This window comes from Bradyrhizobium sp. BR 10261 (genome assembly GCF_019455395.1).
Taxonomy (GTDB): Bacteria; Pseudomonadota; Alphaproteobacteria; order Rhizobiales; family Xanthobacteraceae; genus Bradyrhizobium; species Bradyrhizobium manausense.
Genome location: NZ_JACOFQ010000007.1, coordinates 54845 through 75723 on the forward strand (window position 1 = coordinate 54845; position 20879 = coordinate 75723).

The following is a 20879-nucleotide window of genomic DNA, read 5'->3' on the forward strand; positions in this document are numbered from 1 at the left end:
GACGACGATGGGGAGTTGTCGATGTCCCAACCGCTGCTGATCGAGCATGATGACGGCGTCGACCGGGTGACGCTCAATCGTCCTGATAGTCTCAATGCGCTCGATCCTGCACTGATCGATGCGCTCAATGTTTACTTCCAGGGACTGCAGCGCAACCGCGACACGCGCGTGGTCGTGTTGAAGGGCGCCGGCAAGAATTTCTGCGCAGGCCTCGATCTCAAGGCTGCGATGGCGCGCCGCGCCGGGCAGCACGAGCCGCCTGGTGTCACGGAGTCGCTGGATTCGCAGCGGCGCATCGCGGACATCGTGATGCTGATGCGGCGCTGTCCGCAGCCGATCCTCTCGCTGGTGCAGGGCGCGGCGGCCGGCGGTGGCTTTGCACTGGCGCTTGCTTCCGACATCCGCATCGCGACGAGATCAGCGCGGATGAACTGCGCCTTCATCAAGCTTGGCCTCGGCGGCTGCGATATCGGTACCAGCTATTTCCTGCCGCGGCTCGTCGGCGTGTCCGTGGCATCGGAGCTGATTCTGACCGGACGTTTCATCGGCGCCGAGCGCGCGCTTGCGGTGGGACTCGTCTCGGAGGTCGCCGACGAGGACAAGCTTGATGCCGCGGCTGAGCCCTACATCGATGCGATGATGACCGCGTCACCCGTGGGGCTGCGGCTATCAAAGGAATGTCTCAACATGAGCGTCGATGCGGGATCGCTGGAAGCGGCGATCGCGATGGAGGACCGCAACCAGGTCCTGTGCAGCCGCTCCGAGGAATTTTCGGAAGGCATCAGGGCCTTCCTTGAGAAGCGAAAGCCTGTCTATATCAAGCGCTGAGACGCGAACGATCCGTAAAGGACAGTAATTCCGGGAGACGCAAAATGAGTGGAAGCGCGGCAGCGGTGATGACGAAGCCCGCCTTTCGCAAGGTCGAGTGGCTGGCACGCGACATCGATGTCGAGCGCCGCGCCGACGGCACGGTGGTGCTGAAGTCGCGCATTCCTTTGCAGGCCTATGAGAAGCATCTTCCGGCCTCGCTGGCAAAATGGGCAAGAGAAGCGCCCGAGCGGATCTGGCTTGCGCAGCGCGGCGGCCCAAACCGCGACTGGCGAAAAGTCTCTTATGGCGAAGCCAAGCGGACCGTCGATGCGCTGACGCAGGCACTGCTGAATCTCAAACTCGATGGGCGCCCGGTCGCGATCCTGTCAGGCAATTCGATCGCGCATGCGCTGATGACGCAAGCCGCGATGCAGGCGCGCGTTCCCGCAGCGCCGGTGTCGCCGGCCTACTCGTTGATGAGCCACGATCACGTCAAGCTGAAATATTTGTTCGACCTGATCAAGCCGGCCGTCGTGATGGTGCAGGACGGCCCGACCTTCGAGAAGGCGCTCAGGGCGATCGACCTAACCGGCGTCACCGTCGTTCACGTCGTGCGGCCCTGCGAGGGCGTCAAGAGCGTCAGTTTTGCCGAACTTGCCGCGACGCCGGTGACGAGCGACGTTGAGGTATCGATCGCCGAGATCACGCCCGACACCATCGGCAAGCTGCTGTTCACGTCGGGCTCGACCGGCATGCCCAAGGCCGTCATCAACACGCAACGCATGATGTGCGCCAATGCGGCGATGATGATGCAGGTGCGGCCGCGCACGCCTGGCGGTCCGCTACCGGTCGTGCTCGACTGGATGCCGTGGAATCACACGATGGGCGGCAACGCCGCCTTCCATCCAGTGCTGATCGACGGTGGCACGCTCTATATCGACGACGGCCGGCCAGTGCCGGGTCAGCTGGAAGAGACCATCAGGAACCTGCGCGAGATCTCGCCGACCTATTACGCCAACGTGCCGGCCGGCTACGCCGCACTCGCCGCTGCGATGGAGAAGGACGACGCGCTGTGCCGCTCGTTCTTCAAGAACCTGTCGATCATGGCCTATGGCGGCGCGCGGCTGCCTGATGATCTGTACGACCGCATGCAGGCGCTCGCGGTGAAGACCACCGGCGAGCGCATCGTGTTCTACACCGGCTGGGGCTCGACCGAGACCTCGCCGACCTCGACCGGCACCTATTGGGACACCGAACGCGTCGGACTGATCGGCCTGCCGTTCCCCGGCGTCGAATTGAAGATGGTGCCGTGCGGCTCGAAATACGAGCTGCGGCTGCGTGGCGTCAACGTCACATCAGGCTATTTCGGCCAACCCGATCTGACGAAGAAGATGTTCGACGAAGAGGGCTTTTACTGCATCGGCGATGCCGGCATCTTCGTCGACGACAACGATCCGGTGAAGGGCATCATCTTTGCCGGTCGCGTTGTCGAGGACTTCAAGCTCACAACCGGCACATTCGTGCATGTCGGTTCGCTCCGCACCGACGCGATCGCTGCCACGACGCCTGTCGTGCATGACGCGCTGGTCGCGGGGCAGGATCGCGCCTTCATCGGGCTCCTTGCCTGGCCGAATCTGCATGCCTGCCGCCAGCTCGTCGGCAATCCCGGTCTCAGCTTCGAGGATGCGGTCAAGCACCCCGAGGTGATTGCATGCTTCAAGCGCGGGCTGCAGGCCCATAACAAGGAATGCGAAGGCGCCAGCAGTCGCATCATTGCGCGCGCGATGCTGATGGCCGAGCCGCCTTCGATCGACGGCAACGAGCTTACCGACAAGGGCTACATCAACCAGCGCGCCGGCCTCGAGCGCCGCGCGGCGCTGGTGGAGCGGCTTTATGCGGACGAGCCCGACGAAGATGTGATCGTGCTGCGATGAGTGTTTCCTCTCCATTCGTCATTCCGGGGCGCGCGCAGCGCGAACTATGGTGCGCAATTGCGCACCTGAGAATCCATCGGGCCCAATACGCGCGGCAGAATGGATTCCGGGCTCGCGCCAGGTGGCACGCCCCGGAATGACGGTCTCAATGACAACGAATAACCGAGGGTAAGCCCGCCATGAACTTCGATTTCTCCGACGACCAGAAGCAGCTCCGCGACCAGGCGCGCAAATTCCTCGCCGAAAAATGCTCGCCCAAAGCCGTGCGCGTCGTGCTCGATGGCAAGGCACCGTACGACAAGGAACTCTGGAAGGGGCTCGCCGAGATGGGCTTTCTCGGCGTCGCCATCCCCGAGGAATTCGGCGGCGCCGGCGCCGGCCATCTCGAGCTTTGCGTGATCGCGGAGGAGATGGGCCGCGCCAATGCGCCGGTGCCGTTCTCCTCGACCGTCTATCTTGCCGCCGAAGCGCTGCTGATTGCCGGCAGCGACGCGCAAAAGAAGAAGTGGCTGCCCGCGATCGCGTCGGGCGATGCGATCGGCACGCTGGCGCTGTTCGAGGGCAAGGGCAATCCCGCGCCCAAAAACGTCAAGCTGACGGCTGCGAACGGCGTGCTCAATGGCGTGAAGAAGCCGGTTGCGGACGGCGCGATCGCCGATTTCGCGGTGGTGGCCGCGCGCACGGGATCGAGCGGGCGGGAGAGCGACATCTCGCTGTTCCTCATCGATCTTAGGGACGGCGGCGCCGAGGTGAAGAGCCTCACCAATCTCGATCCGACCCGCGGGCAGGCGGAGATCACCTTCAAGGATGCAAAAGCCGAGCCGCTCGGCGCGGCCGGTGAGGGCTGGAGCATTCTCACCCGGATGCTCGATCGCGCCGCGGTGCTGTGTGCTTTCGAGCAGGTCGGCGGCGCAGACCGCGCGCTCGAGATGGGCCGCGACTACGCGCTCGACCGCATCGCCTTCGGCCGCCAGATCGGCTCGTTCCAGGCGATCAAGCATATGCTCGCGGACATGTATGTCTCGGCGACGCTGGCGCGCTCCAACAGCTATTACGGCGCCTGGGCGCTCTCGACCAACGCGGCTGAATTGCCGGAGGCGGCCGCCGCCGCGCGCATCAGCGCGACGCAGGCGTTCCAGCATTGCGCGAAGAACAACATCCAGGTTCACGGCGGCATGGGTTTCACCTGGGAGTTTGATTGCCACATGTACTACCGCCGCGCCAACGCGATGGCGCTCGGGCTCGGCAGCCTGTCCTATTGGGAAGACCAGCTGATCGACCGCATGCGCAAGAAGAACGCCGCTTGATGACGAATGCGTAGGGTGGGTTAGCCTCGCGGATGCGCGAAGCGCAATCCGCTAGGCGTAACCCACCATCGAGCTCCGAACGACACTCTAGAGAAGCGGTGGGTTACGCCTTCGGCTAACCCACCCTCCCGAAGACAAGAGAAGCGCCATGAACTTCGACGACACCCCGCAGGAGGCCGAATTTCGCGCCACCGCCCGCGCCTGGATCGCCGCCAACGCGCCGAAGCAATACGAGGAGGAGCTGCGCAAATCCTCGCTCGGCCGCACCGTGCTCAAGAACGCCGACATTCTCGAGGTCGCAAAGGCCTGGCAGAAGAAGAAGGCCGACGCGGGTTGGGCCTGCCTGCATTGGCCAAAGGAATATGGCGGCCGCGGCTCATCGCCGATCGAGCGCGTGATCTGGCAGCAGGAAGAGGGGCCGTTCGGCCAGCTGTCGCGCATGTTCATCATCGGGCATGGCATGTGTGGGCCGACCATGATGGCGTTCGCGCGTGAGGAACATAAGCGCACCTATCTGCCGCCCCTCGCCTCCGGGGAGAAAGTGTGGTGCCAGCTGTTTTCGGAACCGGCCGGCGGCTCAGATGTCGCGGGCCTGCGCACGCGTGCCGAGAAGGACGGTGACGACTGGATCATCAACGGCCAGAAGATCTGGACCTCGGGCGCGCATTATTCCGACTATGGCATTCTGCTCACCCGCACCGATCCCACCGTGCCCAAGCACAAGGGCCTCACCATGTTCTTCCTGGACATGAAGAGCGAGGGGGTCGAGGTGCGGCCGATCAAGCAGGCGAGCGGCGCCTCCGACTTCAACGAGGTCTATTTCACCAACGTCCGCATCCCCGATCACCAGCGCCTCGGCGAGGTCGGCGACGGCTGGAACGTGTCGCTGACCACGCTGATGAACGAGCGCAGCGCGATCGGCGCGGCCGTCTCGACCGGTTTCCCTGAATTGTTCGAATATTGCTCCAGCCTGATGCTGGACGACGGTCCGGCGATCGAGGACCGCGCGGTACGCTCGAAGCTGGCGAACTGGGCGGTGAAGGCGAGCGGGCTGAAATACACCAGCATGCGCGCCATCTCCGCGTTGTCGCGGGGTGAGCGACCGGGGCCGGAAAACTCCATCGGCAAGCTGGTCGCGGGCTCGATGATCCAGGACGTCGCGACCTACGCGCTCGATCTGCAAGGCGCGAGCGGCGTGGTCAGCGGCGAGGATGCCGAGCTCGCCGGCCGTTTCCAGGCGATGTTGCTGCGCGCGCCGGGCACGCGCGTCGAAGGCGGCACCGACGAGATCATGCGCAACATCATCGCCGAGCGGGTGCTGGGCCTGCCCGGCGACATCAGGGTCGACAAGGACGTGCCGTTCAACAAGATCCCGACGAGGGGAAGAGGTTAGAATCGTAGGGTGGGCAAAGGCGCGGTACGCGCCGTGCCCACGAATTCCATCGAGGGAAAGTGGTGGGCACGCTTCGCTTTGCCCACCCTACGCACCACGCAAGGATAGAGAGGTTCGCCATGAATTTCGACGATACCCCGCAGGAAGCCGCATTCCGCGAGACGGCGCGCCAATGGATCGCCGCCAATGCGCCAAAGGAGTTCGAACAGGAGCTGTCCAAATCCTCGCTCGGCCGCATCAGGCTCGCCAGACACGATATGGTCGAGGTCGGCAAGGCCTGGCAAAAGAAGAAGGCGGAGGGCGGCTGGGCCTGCCTGCACTGGCCGAAGGAATATGGCGGCCGTGGCGCGAGCCCGATCGAGCGCGTGATCTGGCAGCAGGAAGAGGGCGTCTATGGCAAGCTGACGCAGCCGTTCCAGATCGGCGAAGGCATGTGCGGCCCGACCGTGATGGCCTGGGGCAGCGAGGATGCCAAGCGCCGGTACCTGCCGAAGCTCGCATCGGGCGAGGAGATCTGGTGCCAGTTGTTCTCCGAACCGTCGGCCGGCTCCGACGTCGCCGGCTTGCGCACTCGCGCGGAGAAGCAGGGTGACGTCTGGGTCGTCAACGGCCAGAAGATCTGGACGTCGGGTGCGCATTATTCCGATTATGGCCTGTTGATCGCACGCAACGATCCGAACGTGCCCAAGCACAAGGGCCTCACCATGTTCTTCCTGGACATGAAGAGCCCCGGCGTCGAGGTGCGGCCGATCAAGCAGGCCAACGGCATGCAGGAGTTCAACGAGGTCTATTTCACTGATGTAGTGATATCAGACAGCCAGCGGTTAGGGGCGGTCGGCGAAGGCTGGAGCGTGTCGCTGACCACGCTGATGAACGAGCGCATGTCGATCGGTGCACGGCTTGCGACCGGCGTGCCTGAGATGTTCGAGTTCTGCTGCAGCCTGATGCTGGAGGATGGTCTTGCCATCGACGATCCCGCGGTGCGCTCGAAGCTCGCCAGCTGGGCCGTGAAGTCGAGTGGGCTGAAATACACCAGCTACCGCGCCATCTCGGCGCTGTCGAAAGGCGAGCGGCCGGGACCGGAGAATTCGATCGGCAAGCTTGTTTCGGGCATGATGCTTCAGGACATCGCGACCTACGCCATGGATCTGCAAGGCGCGGCCGGCGTGCTCACAGGCAGCGACGAGGAGACGGTGCACGGCCAATTCCAGCAGATGCTGCTGTCCTCGCCCTCGATGCGCATCGCCGGCGGCACCGACGAGATCCTGCGCAACATCATCGCCGAGCGCGTGCTGGGGTTGCCGGGCGATATCCGCGTCGACAAGGACGTGCCGTATAACAAGATCCCGACCAAGGGGCGGTGATCTGGCCATGGAATCGTAGGGTGGGCAAGGCGAAGCGTGCCCACCATATGCAGATGTGCCGGGGAAAGTCTGTCGGTGGGCACGGCGCGATGCGCCTTTGCCCACCCTACGAGAGCGAGCAAATTGATGGATGCCAAAGTACCCAACGCCCGTTACTCGAGCGAAGACCGCATCGGCGTGCTCGAAGAGCTCCTCAACGAGCGCTACTCCGTCCGCGCCTTTCTGCCCAAGGAAGTCGACCGCGCCACCATCGAGCATGTGCTGACCACGGCGCAGCGCACCGCGTCCTGGTGCAACAGCCAGCCCTGGCAGGTGGTCATCGCCAGCGGCGAGGCCAAGGAGCGCTTCCGGCAAGCGATCTACAAGGAGGCCTCAAGCGGCCTTGGCGACGACTATGATTTCACCCCGCCGCGCGAATATGTCGGCGTCTATCTCGAGCGCCGCCGCGAGAGCGGCTTTCAGCTCTACAACACGCTCGGGATCGCCCGCGGCGACAAGACGGCGTATGCAAAACAGGCGCTGGAGAATTACAACTTTTTCGGCGCCCCGCATGTTGCCATCATTCACACCCATGAACCGCTCGGCATCTACGGTGCCATCGACTGCGGTGCCTATGTCTCGAATTTCATGCTCGCGGCGCAAGCGCTCGGGCTCGGGACCATCCCGCAGGCCGCGCTGGCGCGCCATTCCGGCCTGATCCGCCGCCACTTCAATCTGCCTGACGATCGTCGCGTCGTCTGCGGCATCTCGTTCGGTTATGCGGATCATGCGCACAAGGTCAACAGCTACCGCACCTCGCGCGCGAGCGTGGCCGACACCGTGACCTTCGTCGAGACGTGAGCCAGACACATGCAAGGCGGCCGCGCAAACGGCCGCCTTCGCGAGCTGTCGCCTTGAGCCTGGTGACGCGTGCGGCTACCCGCCGCTGCCGCCGATCACGGCGCGCACGGTCTCGTCGGGCCCGAAATCCTCGGCACCGTCGACATAGAGCAGCGCGGCGAGCTTCGAGCGCGCGCGGTTGACGCGGCTCTTGATGGTGCCGACGGCACAGCCGCAGATCGAGGCCGCATCCTCATAGGAGAAGCCGGAGGCGCCGACCAGGATCAAGGCTTCGCGCTGGTCCTGCGGAAGCTTGTCGAGCGCGCTGCGAAACTCCTCGAACTCGAGATGGGCGTTCTGCGAGGGCTGCGTCTTCAGCGTCTTGGCATAGTTGCCCTCGGCATCCTCGACCTCGCGCCGCCGCTTGCGATAGTCGGAGCGGAACAGGTTGCGCAGGATCGTGAACAACCACGCCGGCAGATTGGAGCCGGGCTGGAACGAGTCGATGTTGGCGAGCGCGCGGAGCAGCGTCTCCTGCACCAGATCATCGGCGCGGTCGGCATTGCCGCTGAGCGATATGGCGAATGCGCGCAGGCTCGGCACGGCCGCCAGAATGTCGTCACGCAGGGAGTTTGTGAGAGGCATTAGTCCCTCCCAGTGTTGTCGTTGGAGCCCCCAGCCCCATTCTCGTTTGGAGACCCACCTCCCGGCGCATCAAGCTTTTTGATGAGCTCCGCGAACCGGTCCGGAACCCCCTGCCGCACGACGTCATCATACATCGCGCGCAGTTGATGGCCGATCCGGGATTGAATCTCCGGAGTGAGGCCTCCCTTGCCGGGGGTCGTGCTTTTGCTGGCTTGAGACTTGAGATCTTTCATGACCTGTTCCACGTTTCCCCGAGTTAAGTGACTGCAAAATAGAGAAGTTTTCTCAACCGGGAGCCGTTCCCTGGACGAGTTCAATTCGACGTTCGACAAAAAGTTCCCAGCCAATGGGAACTTTTCTTATGCTGAGGCGTAATCAGCCCCAGCAGGGGAACCCGGGCCTCCCCTCATATTGCCTGGTCTCTCAAGGTTGGTCCGATGATGAATGGAGTGGGGATGTCCCGTTCACAGCTCGTTGCTGAACACTTGCCGTTGCTGCGCAGGTATGCGCGCGCCCTGACGGGCAGCCAGGCCTCAGGCGACGCCTACGTCGCAGCCATGTTGGAAGCCATGCTGGGAGATCCGTCGGTGCTCGACGAGAGCCATGGCCCGCGGGCCGGCCTGTTCCGGCTGTTCACCCAGATCTGGAATTCGGTCTCGGTCAATGACGATTCCGAGGTGGCGACATTGCCGATGCCGCCAGAACGCCGGCTGTCCAATATCACGCCGCTGCCGCGACAGGCTTTCCTGCTGCTCTCGCTCGAGGGCTTTTCGGAAGAGGAAGTCGCCTTCATTCTCGGCACCGATGTTGCCGAGACGCGCCGGCTGGCTGATGCCGCCGGCCGCGAGATGGCGGCGGAGATCGCAACCGACGTGCTGATCATCGAGGACGAGACCTTCATTGCCATGGACCTCGAGAGCCTGGTGAAGAATCTCGGTCACAATGTCGTCGGCGTCGCGCGCACCCATGCCGATGCGGTGGCGCTGGCCAAGAACAAACGGCCGGGCCTCATCCTCGCCGACATCCAGCTCGCCGACGGTTCGTCGGGCCTCGATGCCGTCAACGAATTGCTGCGCACCTTCGAGGTGCCGGTCGTGTTCATCACCGCCTATCCCGAGCGCTTCCTCACCGGCGAGCGGCCGGAGCCGGCGTTCCTGATCTCAAAGCCGTTCCAGCCCGCGATGGTATCGGCGGTGGCGAGCCAGGCGCTATTCTTCCAGCGCAACTCGCGCAACCGCGCGCCGAAGGCGCCGGCGGCGTAAGGAAGCCTTTGTCGAACAAGAAGACGGCGCGTCACAAGGCGCGCCGTTTGTTTGCCGGTGCCCTGCGTCAGCAGCCGCGGCAAATGCTGCGAAGCATGGAATTCATCTTGGAATCGCTCAGCCCAGGCGATTTCGCGTTCAGCTTGGCCTGATCCTCGATCCAGGATTGGAGAAATTTTTCCTGCTCCTGCGACGGCCCCAGGTTGAGCCGTGTCCCGTCGAAATCCATGAGGACGGTCACTCTCTGCAGATCGTCCTTTGCCTCGGTGGGTGGCTTCGGGAACGGCACGGATCGCTCGACCATGGCGAGGGCTGCCGCGTCCAGCGGTGCGGAGCCAGTGCTTTCAACCAAAGCGTTCGAGATCAGTTTGCCAGAACGGTCAACTACGAATGTGACGCCGGCACCGGCCCGTTGGCCAATAGCCTCTGGGGGAAACGCCCTGTGACGCCAGACATGCTCGGTAACAGTCTTGCGCCAGGCGGCCATCAAACCAGACTCCGTAGGAGTGGAGGCCGGCTCGCTCAGCAGGATCGCGATGGGCGACACCTGAAATTGGCGGCCGGTAAAGTTGATCGGCACGGTGAACAAGAACGACTCGCCCCTCAATTCCGAAGGGGGTGCCGGAAAAGGTTCAGCGCGAGCGATGATCGTGAGCGCAGCGTCGTCGAGCGCCTGCGAGCCGGTGCTTTCAGCCAGCACCCGCGAGATCAATTTGCCGGACCGGTCGATGGTAAATGCGACCTTGGCGTTGCCGGTCTGCCCCAGTCCGCTGGCTGGAAAATACTTGTTACTGGCGATATGTGTCGCGATGCTTGCGCGCCAGGCTTTGGCGCTCTCGGAGGTCGCGTCAGTCTGTGCATGTGCGGGAAAAGTCGCCAGCAATCCAAGGAGCGCGACCAGTAGGGGAAATTTCATCTGCATCAATGCCGATACTAATCGCGGTGCGGTTGATTGCAAGGCTTACTGCTCGCATTGCGTTTGCATCGTTGTGGGCAATTCGAACAAACGGGCAGTCAGCGCGTGCTTGACGGCAACCTCATTGCCTCGTTGATATTTCGGGCCGATGACACCCATCGCAGCCTCAAGCCGCCGGGAGAGACGTACCATGGACCAGCAACTCCTCGACCGCCTCGCCATCCGCGACCTCGTCGAGAACTGGGCGGTCTGGCGCGATGCTGGCGACTGGGAGCGCTTTGCCACCGTCTGGCACGAAGAGGGCTGGATGTCCGCGACCTGGTTTCAGGGGCCGGCGCGGGAGTTCATGCGGGTCAGCCAGGAGGGCTTTGCCAGGGGCGTCCGTATCCTGCATTTCCTCGGCGGCACCAGCATCGACCTTTCGGGCGTGCGTGCCATTGCACAAACCAAGATGACGATCTCGCAGCGGGCGCTGGTACACGACGTGCTTTGCGACGTCGTCTGCACTGGGCGGTTCTACGATTTCCTGGAGAAGCGAAAGGGCCAGTGGGGCATCGTCCGCCGCCAGCCGATCTATGAGAAGGACCGGATCGACCCGGTCGACCCCGCCGCGACCCTGCGCCTCGACCAACAGGCGCTCGCCGCACTGCCCGAAGGCTATCGGCATCTCGCCTACATGCAGGAGCTGATCGGCTACAAGGTCAAGCGCGACATGCCGGGCCTGATCGGTCCCGAGGTCGAGAAGCTCTATGGTGAGGGACGGGACTGGCTGGCGGGGAAGGCCAATAGTCTGCAAGCCAAATAGTCTGCAGGCCAAATAGTCTGCAGGCAAAGTGAGCCCCAGACAAAAGTAAGGCGCGACTGGCATCACCACAGTCGCGCCCTACGTCGCCGGCTTATGGGGCAGGGGGGAATAGCCGGCTGTTGAGACGACTCCCGGGCACGAGAGTCGTTCCAGCCGGGGCAAAATTTTTATGCGGCTTTTGTGCGCTCTGGCGTGAATTTGGCACACGGTTAAGTGATCTTAACTTCTGGGAAACTCCGGTCCTTCCCTCGCGTTGTTCCCGCGATCGCCATGGGGCGAGGGACCAATAATCATGTCACAGATTCAAAAGGTATTTTTAGGTGCCGTCGCGCTCGCCGCGACGCTTGGCGCCGTCCAGGTCGGCGCCGTGCAACTGGCTTCCGGCCAGGATCTGGCCGACCGCTGGGAAGCGGTCGCCGATCAGCCGGGCCAGACGTCGGGCCGCAACCTCGCCAGTCATAACGTCAACCGCACCAGCAAGTCCGACCGCCTCGCCGATCTGAAGCCAGCCGCAGTTCCGACTCGCACGGTCTCGATGCGGTTGAACGACCTGGCCGATACGTCCGTGCTGCTGCGGGTCCCCGCGACTACCGAGACCGGCAGCGCCAAGCCGGCGTCGTTGCTTCTGACGCCGGGTCGCAAGCCGACGATCGCCTGCGAGCCGATGGTCAGCTCCCTGACCGAAGTCGCCAAGCTGCTGCAGCCCGGTCGCTGCGTGACCTGATCGACCTGATCGACTTGGCCCCCGTGCAAAAAACGTCCTCCTGCCGGGGGGCGGCTTTGCGCATCCACTTGATCCGCTCTCCCATCGCGTTATATCCCGGCTTTCTCCATTTTGGATTGACCGGGTAAACGCATGACGACGTCCGATACTGCCACGCATACGCAGCCTTTCCAGGCCGAGGTTTCCGAGCTGCTGCACCTGATGGTGCATTCCGTCTATTCGGAGACCGACATTTTCCTGCGCGAGCTGGTCTCCAACGCCTCGGATGCCTGCGACAAGCTGCGTTATGAGGCGATCGCAAATCCGGCCCTGCTGGGCGAGGGCGATGCGCTCAAGATCCGTATCACCCCGAACAAGGCAGCCACGACGCTGACCATTGCCGATAACGGCATCGGCATGGAGCGGCAGGAGCTGATCGACCATCTCGGCACAATCGCCCGCTCCGGCACAAAGGCCTTCGTGTCGAAGCTGAAGGAGGCCAAGGACGGGCTTGGCCTGATCGGCCAGTTCGGCGTCGGCTTCTATTCGGCCTTCATGGTCGCCGAGAAGATCGTCGTGATCAGCCGCCGCGCCGGCGAAAGCGACGTGTGGAGCTGGACGTCGTCAGGCGGCTCCGGCTTCGAGATCGCGCGCGCCAGTGACGAGGAAGCGGCGCGCGTCGCACGTGGCACCGAGATCGTCCTGCACCTCAAGGACGACGCCAAGAAATATCTCGAAACCTACGAGATCGAGCGCATCGTCAGTGCCTATTCCGACAACATCCTCTTCCCCATCGAGCTGGTGCCGGAAGAGGGTGAGCCGCGCCAGATCAATTCGGCGAGCGCGCTGTGGCAGCGCCCGAAGTCCGAGCTGACGGCGGAAGACTACAAGAAGGCCTATCAGCAGATCGCCTCCGCCTTCGACGATCCCGCGATGACGCTGCACTACCGCGCGGAGGGGCGCTACTCCTACGCCGTGCTGTTGTTTGCGCCCTCGACCAAGCCGTTCGACCTGTTCGAGCCGAACCGCAAGGGTCGGGTCAAGCTCTATGTTCGCCGTGTCTTCATCACCGATGATGCGGACCTTTTGCCCGGCTATCTCCGCTTCATCCGCGGCGTCATCGACAGCGAGGACCTCCCGCTCAACATTTCGCGCGAGATGCTGCAGAACAATCCGCAGTTGGTCCAGATCCGCAAAGCGGTGGCGACCCGTGTCGTCAACGAGCTCGAAAGCCTCGCCGAGAAGGATGCGGAGAATTTCGCAAAGATCTGGGACGCCTTCGGCGCAGTGCTGAAAGAGGGAATCTATGAGGATTTCGAGCGCCGCGAGAAGCTGCTGGCGCTGTCGCGCTTCACCACGACGTCAGGCGAGAAGCGCGCGCTGAAGGACGTCGTCGCCGATTTCAAGCCGAACCAGACCGAGATCTATTATCTCGTCGGCGACAGCATCGAGCGGCTGAAGTCCAGCCCGCGGCTGGAAGCTGCGACCGCACGCGGCATCGAGGTGCTGCTGCTGTCCGATCCGGTCGATGCGTTCTGGACCTCGATGCCATCGGAGTTCGAGGGCAAGCCGCTGAAGTCGCTGAGCCAGGGCGATCTCAATCTCGACCTGATCCCGCGCGTCGACGACAAGGACGAGGCGAAGAAGGACGAGCATGCCGCGGACGAGGCCGCCACCATTGCGGTGATCAAGGCGGCGCTCGGCGAGCGTGTCAGCGACGTCAAGGCCTCGACCCGCCTCACCAGCTCCGCCTCCTGCCTCGTCGCCGACAGCCAGGGGCCTAGCCGCGAGCTCGAGCGTATCCTGGCGCAGCAGAACCGCGGCCTGCGCACCAAGCCGATCCTGGAGATCAATCTGCGTCACCCCATGGTGACGGCGATCACCAGGGCCCAGGCCGGCTCGACGACGGTCGACGATCTCAGCCTGCTCCTGCTCGAACAAGCGCAGATCCTGGATGGCGAGCTGCCGGAAGATCCGGCAGCGTTTGCGGCGAGGTTGAACCGCCTGGTGCTGCAGGGGCTGAGTGCTTAGCGCGCGCTGCACTCACCTTGCCGCCATTGTCCCCAGGAACAGTCGCCACTGGCCTGGTGTTGTGCCATAGGAGGCGTCGGCGTCAGATCCGTCGACGCCGCCCATTTGAGGAAATGTCCGATGCGTCTCCCCTTTCTGACCCTCACCGCGGTTGCAACGGTGTTCGTTGCGACCCCCGCCAGCGCCCAGCGCTACGACCCCCGCTATCCGGTGTGTATGCACGTCTACATGGGAGGCCCGACCGGCGGCGGCTCTGACTGGTTCGACTGCTCGTTCACATCGCTGGAGCAGTGCCGAGCGACCGCGTCAGGTCTTGCCGCGACCTGCGATGTCAATCCGTATTATACCAACGCCGCGCCACCCCCGCGCCGATACTACAGGCGGAACGGTTAGAATCGGATCGATCAGTCGTCCGCGTGATCGATCCGCCCTTGCGCGGAGACGCTCCAAGCTATTCCTTCTTGATCCCCGACAGCGACACCACCTTGCGCCATCGCTCGGACTCGGCGGCGAGCATGCCGCCAAACTCGCCGGCATTGCCATGCAGCGGGATCGCGCCGAGTTCGGCAATGCGCGCCTTGATCTCGGCATCGGAGAGCGCCGTATCGATCTCGCGATTGAGCAGGTCGACGATCTCGCGCGGTGTCTCATAGGGCGCACCGACTCCGTAAAACGAGGATGTTTCATAGAAGGGCAGCGTGTCCGCGATCGGCGGCACGTCAGGCAGGACGTCCGAACGCTCGCGCGTAGAGACGCCGAGCGCGCGCAGCTTGCCGGCGCGCACCAGCTCGAAGGACGAGGTGACGTTGTCAAACATGCCCTGGATCTGGCCGCTCATCACGTCGGTCAGAGCAGGCGCGGAGCCGCGATACGGCACATGTGTGAATTGCACGCCGGCCATCGACTTGAACAGCTCGCCGGAGAGATGCAGCGAGGTGCCGATGCCCGATGAGGCGATCGACATCTTGCCGGGGTTGGCCTTGGCATAGGCGATGAAGTCGGCGACGCTTCTGACCGGGAGATCGTTGTTGACGACCAGCAGCAGCGGAATGCGTGCGACGCCGGCGACCGGCGCGATGCCCTTGGCGAAGTCATAAGGCAGGGCCGGATCGAATGAGGCGTTGATCGCGTTCGCGGTCGAGGTCAGCAAGAGCGTGTATCCATCCGGCGCGGAGCTGATCACGGCCTGCGTTCCGATATTGCTGCCGGCGCCGGGCTTGTTCTCGACGATGAATGTCTGGCCGAGCCGGTCGGACAGCCGCTGGCAGATCAACCGTGACAGCACGTCTGTGGCCCCGCCCGGTGCGTAAGGCACCACCCATTTCACGCTGCGGGAGGGATAGGAGGGGTTGCCGATCGCAAAGGCGCGCGGCGCTGCGAGCCCAGCTGCAGCGCAGGTCGTGGTCTGAAGGAAACGTCGCCTGGTGATCATCGTGGCCTCCAGCTCATCGCGCGCGCCGCGCATCCGAATGACTGGACTTGCTATCGCAAGAATCGCGCGCGGCCGCACGCCGATCCCGCCGGCTTGGTAAAGGATGATCGCGATTAATCGAGAGCTAACCGGGTTTTACCTTGTCTCTTAACACCTGGGCAGGCCGCGCGAGATAAGCTGCCGGGAACAAGCTGATACCGCCCGAAAGAATGAACGGCATGACCACTGGCGTCCTAGAGCAAGCCAAGGCCGCACGCGCGCCTTCGGCCTCAAAGATCTGGCTGAAGGCGATCGAGCTGACCGCGCGGATCGAGACGCTGCCCGGCCGCCTGTTCGCCGACGTCGTCGAGGATTGGGCGCGGCGCCAGCCCGACCGCATCGCACTGGTCATGGACGATGCCACGCTCGACTATGACAGCCTATCGAGACGCATCAATCGCTATGCCCGCTGGGCGCGCTCGGTTGGCGTCGTCAAGGGCGACACGATCGGCCTGATCATGCCGAATGGCATCGACTACGTCGCGGCCTGGCTTGGCATCAGCCGTGTCGGCGGCGTGGTGGCGCTGCTGAACACCAAACTTGTCGGTCAGTCGCTCGCACATTGCATCGATGTGGCAAAGCCCTCGCATCTCATCGTCGCGCACACGTTGACGCAGACGCTGGGGAGCGCAATTCCGCATCTGAAGACCGAGGTGAAGATCTGGACCCATGGCGATATCAGCAGCGAGCGCGCGATCGATGTCGCCCTGGCCGCGCTCGATGACGGGGCGCTGTCGCCTGACGAGCGCGACGACGTCACCATCGATGACCGCGCGCTGCTGATCTATACGTCGGGCACGACGGGCCTGCCGAAGGCTGCCAGCATCAGCCATCGCCGCATCCTCAATTGGGGCTTTTGGTTTGCTGGCCTTGCCGGAGCGACGCCGCAGGACCGGCTGTATGACTGCCTGCCGCTGTTCCATTCGGTCGGCGGCATCGTCGCGCCGTGCAGCATGCTGGCCGCCGGAGGCTCGGTGGTGATCGCGGAGAAGTTTTCGGCGTCGAATTTCTGGCCCGACATCGTCAGGTACGATTGCACGCTGTTTCAATATATCGGCGAGCTCTGCCGCTATCTGCTCAAGGCGCCGCCGTCGGAATACGAGAACCGTCACCGATTGCGGCTCGTCTGCGGCAACGGCCTGCGCGGCGACATCTGGGAGGATTTCCAGTCGCGCTTCGCCATTCCCCGCATTCTCGAATTCTATGCGGCGACCGAAGGCAATTTCTCGCTGTTCAATGTCGAGGGCCAACCGGGCGCGATCGGCCGCATTCCGCCGCTGCTGGCGCATCGCTTTCCGGCAAGTCTCGTCAAGCTCGACCCCGACAGCGGCACGCCACTGCGCAATGACGAGGGATTCTGCATCGCCTGCGCCCGCGGCGACGCCGGTGAGGCGATCGGCCGCATCGGCAAGGCCGAGCAGGGAGGCGGCCGCTTCGAGGGCTATACCGATGCTGAGGAGACCGAGAAGAAGATCTTGCGCGACGTCTTTACCAAGGGCGATGCCTGGTTCCGCACCGGCGATCTGATGCGGCTCGACGATAAGGGCTTCTTCCATTTCGTCGATCGCATTGGCGACACCTTCCGCTGGAAGGGCGAGAATGTTGCGACCTCGGAGGTCAATGACGCCGTGCGCGATTTCACCGGCGTGGTCGATGCCACGACCTATGGCGTCAGCATTCCCGGCACTGATGGCCGCGCCGGCATGAGCGCGATCGTGGTTAACGAGGGTTTTGACATCGAAGCCCTGCCGGCTCATCTCGCCCGGCGCCTGCCGGCCTATGCCCGCCCGGTTTTCATCCGTATCTCGCGTGAGCTCGATGCAACCGAGACCTTCAAGCAGAAGAAGGGCGATCTCGCCCGCGAGAGCTTTGACCCCGCCGGCATCGCCGAACCGCTGTTCATGCTCGAGCCGAAATCCAGCGCCTACGTTGCGCTCGATTCAGCTGCATATGCGCAAATCCTTGATGGTACGATCAGGCTGTAGGCGCGGCAAAATCGGCAGATAGGTCCAATTTTATCTGAATTGTCCAAGAGCCCATTTACTTCTGTCGGGTAAACAGGCCGGCATGGGAGGCGGTCATCAAGAGCCGCCGCAAGACATACGATCGATTAACTCAGGAAGAGGCGAGCCAGCCATGTCGGTAAGGTCCAAGGTCATCGAGGCGATCAAACAGATCGCCAAGGAACAGAACGTCGCGCTTCCCGCGCTCACCGACGATCTGTCCCTGCATGAGACAGGCTTTGATTCGCTGGCCTTCGCGATCCTGGTCGCCCGTCTCGAGGACGAGACCGGCGTCGACCCCTTCACCATTTCCGAGGACGCCGCGTTCCCCGCCACCGTGGGTGATTTCGTGCGGGCCTACGAAAATGTCCCCGCGTGAGATCTTTGCTCTTCGCGACTATCTGAGTCCGGAGCTGACCGGGCGCACGCTGTCGGACGCGCATCATTGCGTGTCGCTGACGGATATCCTGTGGCAGACGGTCCTTGGCGGCCGCTTGCGCGAACTGTCCGGCCGCGCCGTCCTGTTGAAACTGTCGGACCAGCTCCGCTCGGGCGTTGCCATGATCGAGCTCGACGGCATCGCCCGTCGCATGCTGCTGTGCCCGCCCGACCTCAATCCGGCGCATCTTGACGCATTGATCGCCGATGCCGGGATCGATGCCGTCGTCACCGACGAGCCCGATCGCTTGGCCGGCGCGGGCGTGTCGCTGGTCGTGACCGCACAAGTGCCGCTTCAGGCCACCACGCCCGCGAAGACCGAACGCGTAACCGAATGGCTGATGCTGACCTCGGGCACATCGGGCGTGCCGAAGATCGCCGGTCACACGCTGGAAGCGCTCACCGGCGCGATCGTTGCCGAAGGCCCTGCCAAAGGACCCGCGCCGGTCTGGGCCACGTTCTACGACATCCGCCGCTATGGGGGCTTGCAGATCTTCCTCCGCGCCATCCTCTCCGGCGGCTCGATGGTGCTGTCGGACCCGCATGAAGCGCTCGCCGATCACGTTGCCCGGCTGAACGCGCGCGGGGTCTCCCACATCTCCGGCACGCCATCGCATTGGCGCAAGCTCCTGATGAGCGGCTCGGCCGCAGAGTTTGCACCCGGCTACGTTCGGCTCTCCGGTGAGATCGCCGACCAGGCCGTGCTCGATGGTCTGAAGGCAGCTTTCCCGAACTCTTCCGTCGGCCATGCCTATGCCTCGACCGAGGCCGGCGTCGGCTTCGCCGTCAATGACGGGCTCGAAGGTTTCCCGGCCGACTATCTCGGCAATCGCAACGGCGTCGAGATGAAGGTCGTCGATGGCTCGCTGCGCATTCGCTCGACGCGCACCGCGCACGCCTATATCGGTCGCAACGCCGCCGCGCTCACCGACGCGGACGGATTCGTCGACAGCGGCGACATCGTCGAGCTGCGCGGCGACCGCTATTATTTCGTCGGCCGCCGCGGCGGCATCATCAATATCGGCGGGCTGAAGGTCCACCCCGAGGAGATCGAGGCGGCGATCAACCGGCATCCCGATGTCAGGATGTCGCGGGCCAAGTCGCGCCGCAGCCCGATTACCGGCGGCATCGTCGTCGCCGACGTGATCCTCACCGAGGGCACCGATCCTGCACGCGCGAAGGAGATCCGCGACCAGATTCTGGATCAGTGCCGCGCCCAGCTCGCCGCGCACAAGGTGCCGGCAGTGATCCGCTTTGTCGAGGCGCTCGACGTCACCCCGGCCGGCAAATTGGCGCGCACCGATGCATAATGTCCTCGTCACCGGCGGCAGCCGCGGCATTGGTCTTGCGATCGGCAGGCGCCTCGCCGCCGCCGGCTACAACGTGATCGCGGCTGCGCGGCGCGAGAGCGACGAACTCAGGTCGGCGATCGCTGCCTCCCAGGGGCGTCTGCATTTCCGTGCCTGCGATCTCTCGGTGATCGATGCGATCCCCGCGTTCGCAAAGCTCGTGCGCGACGAATTCGGCCCGATTTACGGGCTCGTCAACAATGCCGGCCTCGGCACCGAAGGCCTGCTCGCCACCATGCACAATTCGGCGATCGAAGCGCTGGTGCAGCTCAACGTGCTGTCGCCGATCATCCTCACCAAATATGTCGCGCGCCAGATGATGGCCGATGGCGCAGGCCGCATCGTCAATATCTCCTCGATCATCGCGACGACAGGATATAACGGCCTTTCGGTCTATGGTGCGACCAAGGCGGCGGCGACCGGCTTCACCCGCTCGCTGGCGCGAGAGGTCGGCAAGCTCGGCATCACGGTCAACGCGGTTGCCCCCGGCTTCATCGATACCGAGCTCACGCACAATCTCTCCGACGAGGGTCGCAAGCGCATCGCCGGCCGTAGCGCGCTGCGCCGCCTGCCCGAAACCGACGACGTCGCGCGCATGGTTGAATATTTGCTCGGCGAGGGCGGTCGCAACGTGACAGGCGCCGTGTTCACGATCGACGCCGGGAACACGGCCTGAGACGGAATCCAACCCGACAAAATGACGTTGATCCGGCGCAATGACAACGAGCCGGATTTGGTCGTAAGATGCCGCCTCATCGATTGGGTTACGTCAATCGAACTGCCCTAAAGAAAAGGGAGCAGTCCATGGCAACGTCAAGCGTCAACACTGCGATCAAGGGGCGGGGCGCGGAGCCATCGTCTGCGAAACCGGACGATGTGCGCTGCCCGCCGATGTCGCATCAGAATTCCGGCAGCCACGGCCACGAAATGTATCCGCAGCAATTCGTGCGGCTGATCGGCTGTCATGATCCTGCCCTCGGCGCCTTGCGCAAGCGCGAGAGCGAAAAACTGCATTAGCGCGCGCCCGCGCCTACGTCTGCGGTTTCGGAAGATCAATCCGTGCGTGCGAGAATTCCGGCGGCCCCTCTGTCAGACGGCGAATGCGGCGTTCGCGTTCGTCTGCGGGCAGCGCGGGATCGAGCAGTCCCTCGATCTCGTGCACGGCGAACTCTTCGATCCTGGCGGCGTCGGATCCGACCGCGATGTGTGGTGACGTCGGCGCTGCCGGAGCGATCTTGAGACCCAGCTCGACCAGTTTGCAGATTGCGTCGGCGCGCGACAATTGCTGCGTCTCGGCCCAGGCGTCCACGGCCGCGGTCAGCGCCTCCGGCATCTTGACGGCGCTGATGATGTCCAGGCCGGTACGTCGACGTACCGGATGGGCGGAATCCTCGTTGTCGAAGTCAGACACCCCTGATGTCCCGTGTGACCCATAAACAATCCAACCGTAAGCGTGATCCCCGGCCGGCTGTTTGATGCCGATCAATGACGAGATGCGGCATTGCGGCGCGGCGCGACCTTGTCGTCCGGCGCCATTTCAGCCAAAGATCGAGACCTCGAATGGGACGCCGAGGGGTGAACCCCGATCGATTCCGCCACGTATCTTGTCTGACCTGAAACCAGACTGGC

Annotated in this window: 21 protein-coding genes; 16 read left to right on the forward strand and 5 right to left on the reverse strand. The window is 63.6% G+C overall.

Going from position 1 to position 20879, the window contains the following annotated elements:
* Positions 1-21: 21 nt before the first annotated feature.
* From HYH07_RS09860 to HYH07_RS09885, 6 genes are all read left to right on the forward strand, one after another.
* Positions 22-828, forward strand: a complete 807-nt coding sequence (locus tag HYH07_RS09860; protein ID WP_220002310.1) for an enoyl-CoA hydratase/isomerase family protein — start codon at positions 22-24, stop codon at positions 826-828.
* A 44-nt stretch (positions 829-872) separates the two neighbouring features.
* Positions 873-2744 carry an AMP-binding protein gene (locus HYH07_RS09865; protein ID WP_220002311.1) on the forward strand — a complete coding sequence of 624 codons (1872 nt, stop codon included), beginning with the start codon at positions 873-875 and terminating at the stop codon, positions 2742-2744.
* Positions 2745-2923: 179 nt separating this feature from the next.
* Positions 2924-4051 (forward strand): acyl-CoA dehydrogenase family protein, encoded by a 1128-nt coding sequence (locus tag HYH07_RS09870; protein WP_220002312.1) that lies wholly within the window; start codon positions 2924-2926, stop codon positions 4049-4051.
* A gap of 148 nt (positions 4052-4199) precedes the next feature.
* Positions 4200-5444, forward strand: coding sequence for an acyl-CoA dehydrogenase (locus HYH07_RS09875; RefSeq protein ID WP_220002313.1), 1245 nt, complete (start codon positions 4200-4202; stop codon positions 5442-5444).
* A 119-nt stretch (positions 5445-5563) separates the two neighbouring features.
* Complete coding sequence (locus tag HYH07_RS09880) at positions 5564-6808, forward strand: acyl-CoA dehydrogenase (protein WP_220002314.1); 1245 nt, start codon at positions 5564-5566, stop codon at positions 6806-6808.
* Positions 6809-6934: 126 nt separating this feature from the next.
* The gene (locus HYH07_RS09885) at positions 6935-7648 is read left to right on the forward strand and encodes a nitroreductase (RefSeq protein ID WP_220002315.1); all 714 of its coding nucleotides are present in this window, start codon (positions 6935-6937) and stop codon (positions 7646-7648) included.
* 75 nt (positions 7649-7723) lie between these two features.
* On the opposite strand, the gene HYH07_RS09890 is transcribed toward HYH07_RS09885, so the two are convergent.
* Together HYH07_RS09890 and HYH07_RS09895 are read right to left on the reverse strand one after the other, a co-directional pair.
* Positions 7724-8272 carry a sigma-70 family RNA polymerase sigma factor gene (locus HYH07_RS09890; protein ID WP_083513939.1) on the reverse strand — a complete coding sequence of 183 codons (549 nt, stop codon included), beginning with the start codon at positions 8270-8272 and terminating at the stop codon, positions 7724-7726.
* Positions 8272-8505 (reverse strand): NepR family anti-sigma factor, encoded by a 234-nt coding sequence (locus tag HYH07_RS09895; RefSeq protein WP_220002316.1) that lies wholly within the window; start codon positions 8503-8505, stop codon positions 8272-8274. Before HYH07_RS09895 ends, HYH07_RS09890 begins: the two co-directional genes overlap by 1 nt.
* Before the next feature lie 222 nt (positions 8506-8727).
* On the opposite strand from HYH07_RS09895, the gene HYH07_RS09900 reads away from it, so the two are divergent.
* Entirely contained in the window at positions 8728-9534 is an 807-nt protein-coding gene (locus HYH07_RS09900) for a response regulator (RefSeq protein WP_057742550.1), read from the forward strand.
* Positions 9535-9601: 67 nt separating this feature from the next.
* Here the strand turns inward: HYH07_RS09900 and HYH07_RS09905 are convergent, their stop codons facing one another.
* Positions 9602-10456, reverse strand: a complete 855-nt coding sequence (locus HYH07_RS09905; RefSeq protein WP_220002317.1) for an energy transducer TonB — start codon at positions 10454-10456, stop codon at positions 9602-9604.
* A 184-nt stretch (positions 10457-10640) separates the two neighbouring features.
* Here HYH07_RS09905 and HYH07_RS09910 point away from each other — a divergent pair, with 184 nt between their 5' ends.
* The 4 genes from HYH07_RS09910 to HYH07_RS09925 all read left to right on the forward strand — a co-directional run bounded on the left by HYH07_RS09910 (position 10641) and on the right by HYH07_RS09925 (position 14382).
* The gene (locus HYH07_RS09910; RefSeq protein WP_220002318.1) at positions 10641-11255 is read left to right on the forward strand and encodes a nuclear transport factor 2 family protein; all 615 of its coding nucleotides are present in this window, start codon (positions 10641-10643) and stop codon (positions 11253-11255) included.
* A gap of 292 nt (positions 11256-11547) precedes the next feature.
* The gene (locus HYH07_RS09915) at positions 11548-11979 is read left to right on the forward strand and encodes a hypothetical protein (protein ID WP_220002319.1); all 432 of its coding nucleotides are present in this window, start codon (positions 11548-11550) and stop codon (positions 11977-11979) included.
* 132 nt (positions 11980-12111) lie between these two features.
* Complete coding sequence (gene htpG / locus HYH07_RS09920) at positions 12112-13989, forward strand: molecular chaperone HtpG (protein WP_220002320.1); 1878 nt, start codon at positions 12112-12114, stop codon at positions 13987-13989.
* Between the two features lie 120 nt (positions 13990-14109).
* The gene (locus HYH07_RS09925; RefSeq protein WP_220002321.1) at positions 14110-14382 is read left to right on the forward strand and encodes a DUF3551 domain-containing protein; all 273 of its coding nucleotides are present in this window, start codon (positions 14110-14112) and stop codon (positions 14380-14382) included.
* 58 nt (positions 14383-14440) lie between these two features.
* On the opposite strand, the gene HYH07_RS09930 is transcribed toward HYH07_RS09925, so the two are convergent.
* Entirely contained in the window at positions 14441-15421 is a 981-nt protein-coding gene (locus tag HYH07_RS09930; RefSeq protein ID WP_220002322.1) for a tripartite tricarboxylate transporter substrate binding protein, read from the reverse strand.
* A gap of 209 nt (positions 15422-15630) precedes the next feature.
* Between HYH07_RS09930 and HYH07_RS09935 the strand changes: the two genes are divergently transcribed.
* From HYH07_RS09935 to HYH07_RS09955, 5 genes are all read left to right on the forward strand, one after another.
* Positions 15631-17445 carry a long-chain-acyl-CoA synthetase gene (locus tag HYH07_RS09935; protein WP_220002323.1) on the forward strand — a complete coding sequence of 605 codons (1815 nt, stop codon included), beginning with the start codon at positions 15631-15633 and terminating at the stop codon, positions 17443-17445.
* A gap of 151 nt (positions 17446-17596) precedes the next feature.
* Complete coding sequence (locus HYH07_RS09940) at positions 17597-17842, forward strand: acyl carrier protein (protein ID WP_220002324.1); 246 nt, start codon at positions 17597-17599, stop codon at positions 17840-17842.
* Positions 17829-19211 (forward strand): class I adenylate-forming enzyme family protein, encoded by a 1383-nt coding sequence (locus tag HYH07_RS09945; protein ID WP_220002325.1) that lies wholly within the window; start codon positions 17829-17831, stop codon positions 19209-19211. Before HYH07_RS09940 ends, HYH07_RS09945 begins: the two co-directional genes overlap by 14 nt.
* Positions 19204-19926 carry an SDR family NAD(P)-dependent oxidoreductase gene (locus HYH07_RS09950; protein WP_220002326.1) on the forward strand — a complete coding sequence of 241 codons (723 nt, stop codon included), beginning with the start codon at positions 19204-19206 and terminating at the stop codon, positions 19924-19926. The genes HYH07_RS09945 and HYH07_RS09950 overlap by 8 nt, the downstream gene beginning before the upstream one ends.
* A 128-nt stretch (positions 19927-20054) precedes the next feature.
* Complete coding sequence (locus HYH07_RS09955; RefSeq protein WP_220002327.1) at positions 20055-20267, forward strand: hypothetical protein; 213 nt, start codon at positions 20055-20057, stop codon at positions 20265-20267.
* Between the two features lie 13 nt (positions 20268-20280).
* Here the strand turns inward: HYH07_RS09955 and HYH07_RS09960 are convergent, their stop codons facing one another.
* Positions 20281-20691 carry a hypothetical protein gene (locus tag HYH07_RS09960; protein ID WP_409363890.1) on the reverse strand — a complete coding sequence of 137 codons (411 nt, stop codon included), beginning with the start codon at positions 20689-20691 and terminating at the stop codon, positions 20281-20283.
* Positions 20692-20879: the final 188 nt, after the last annotated feature.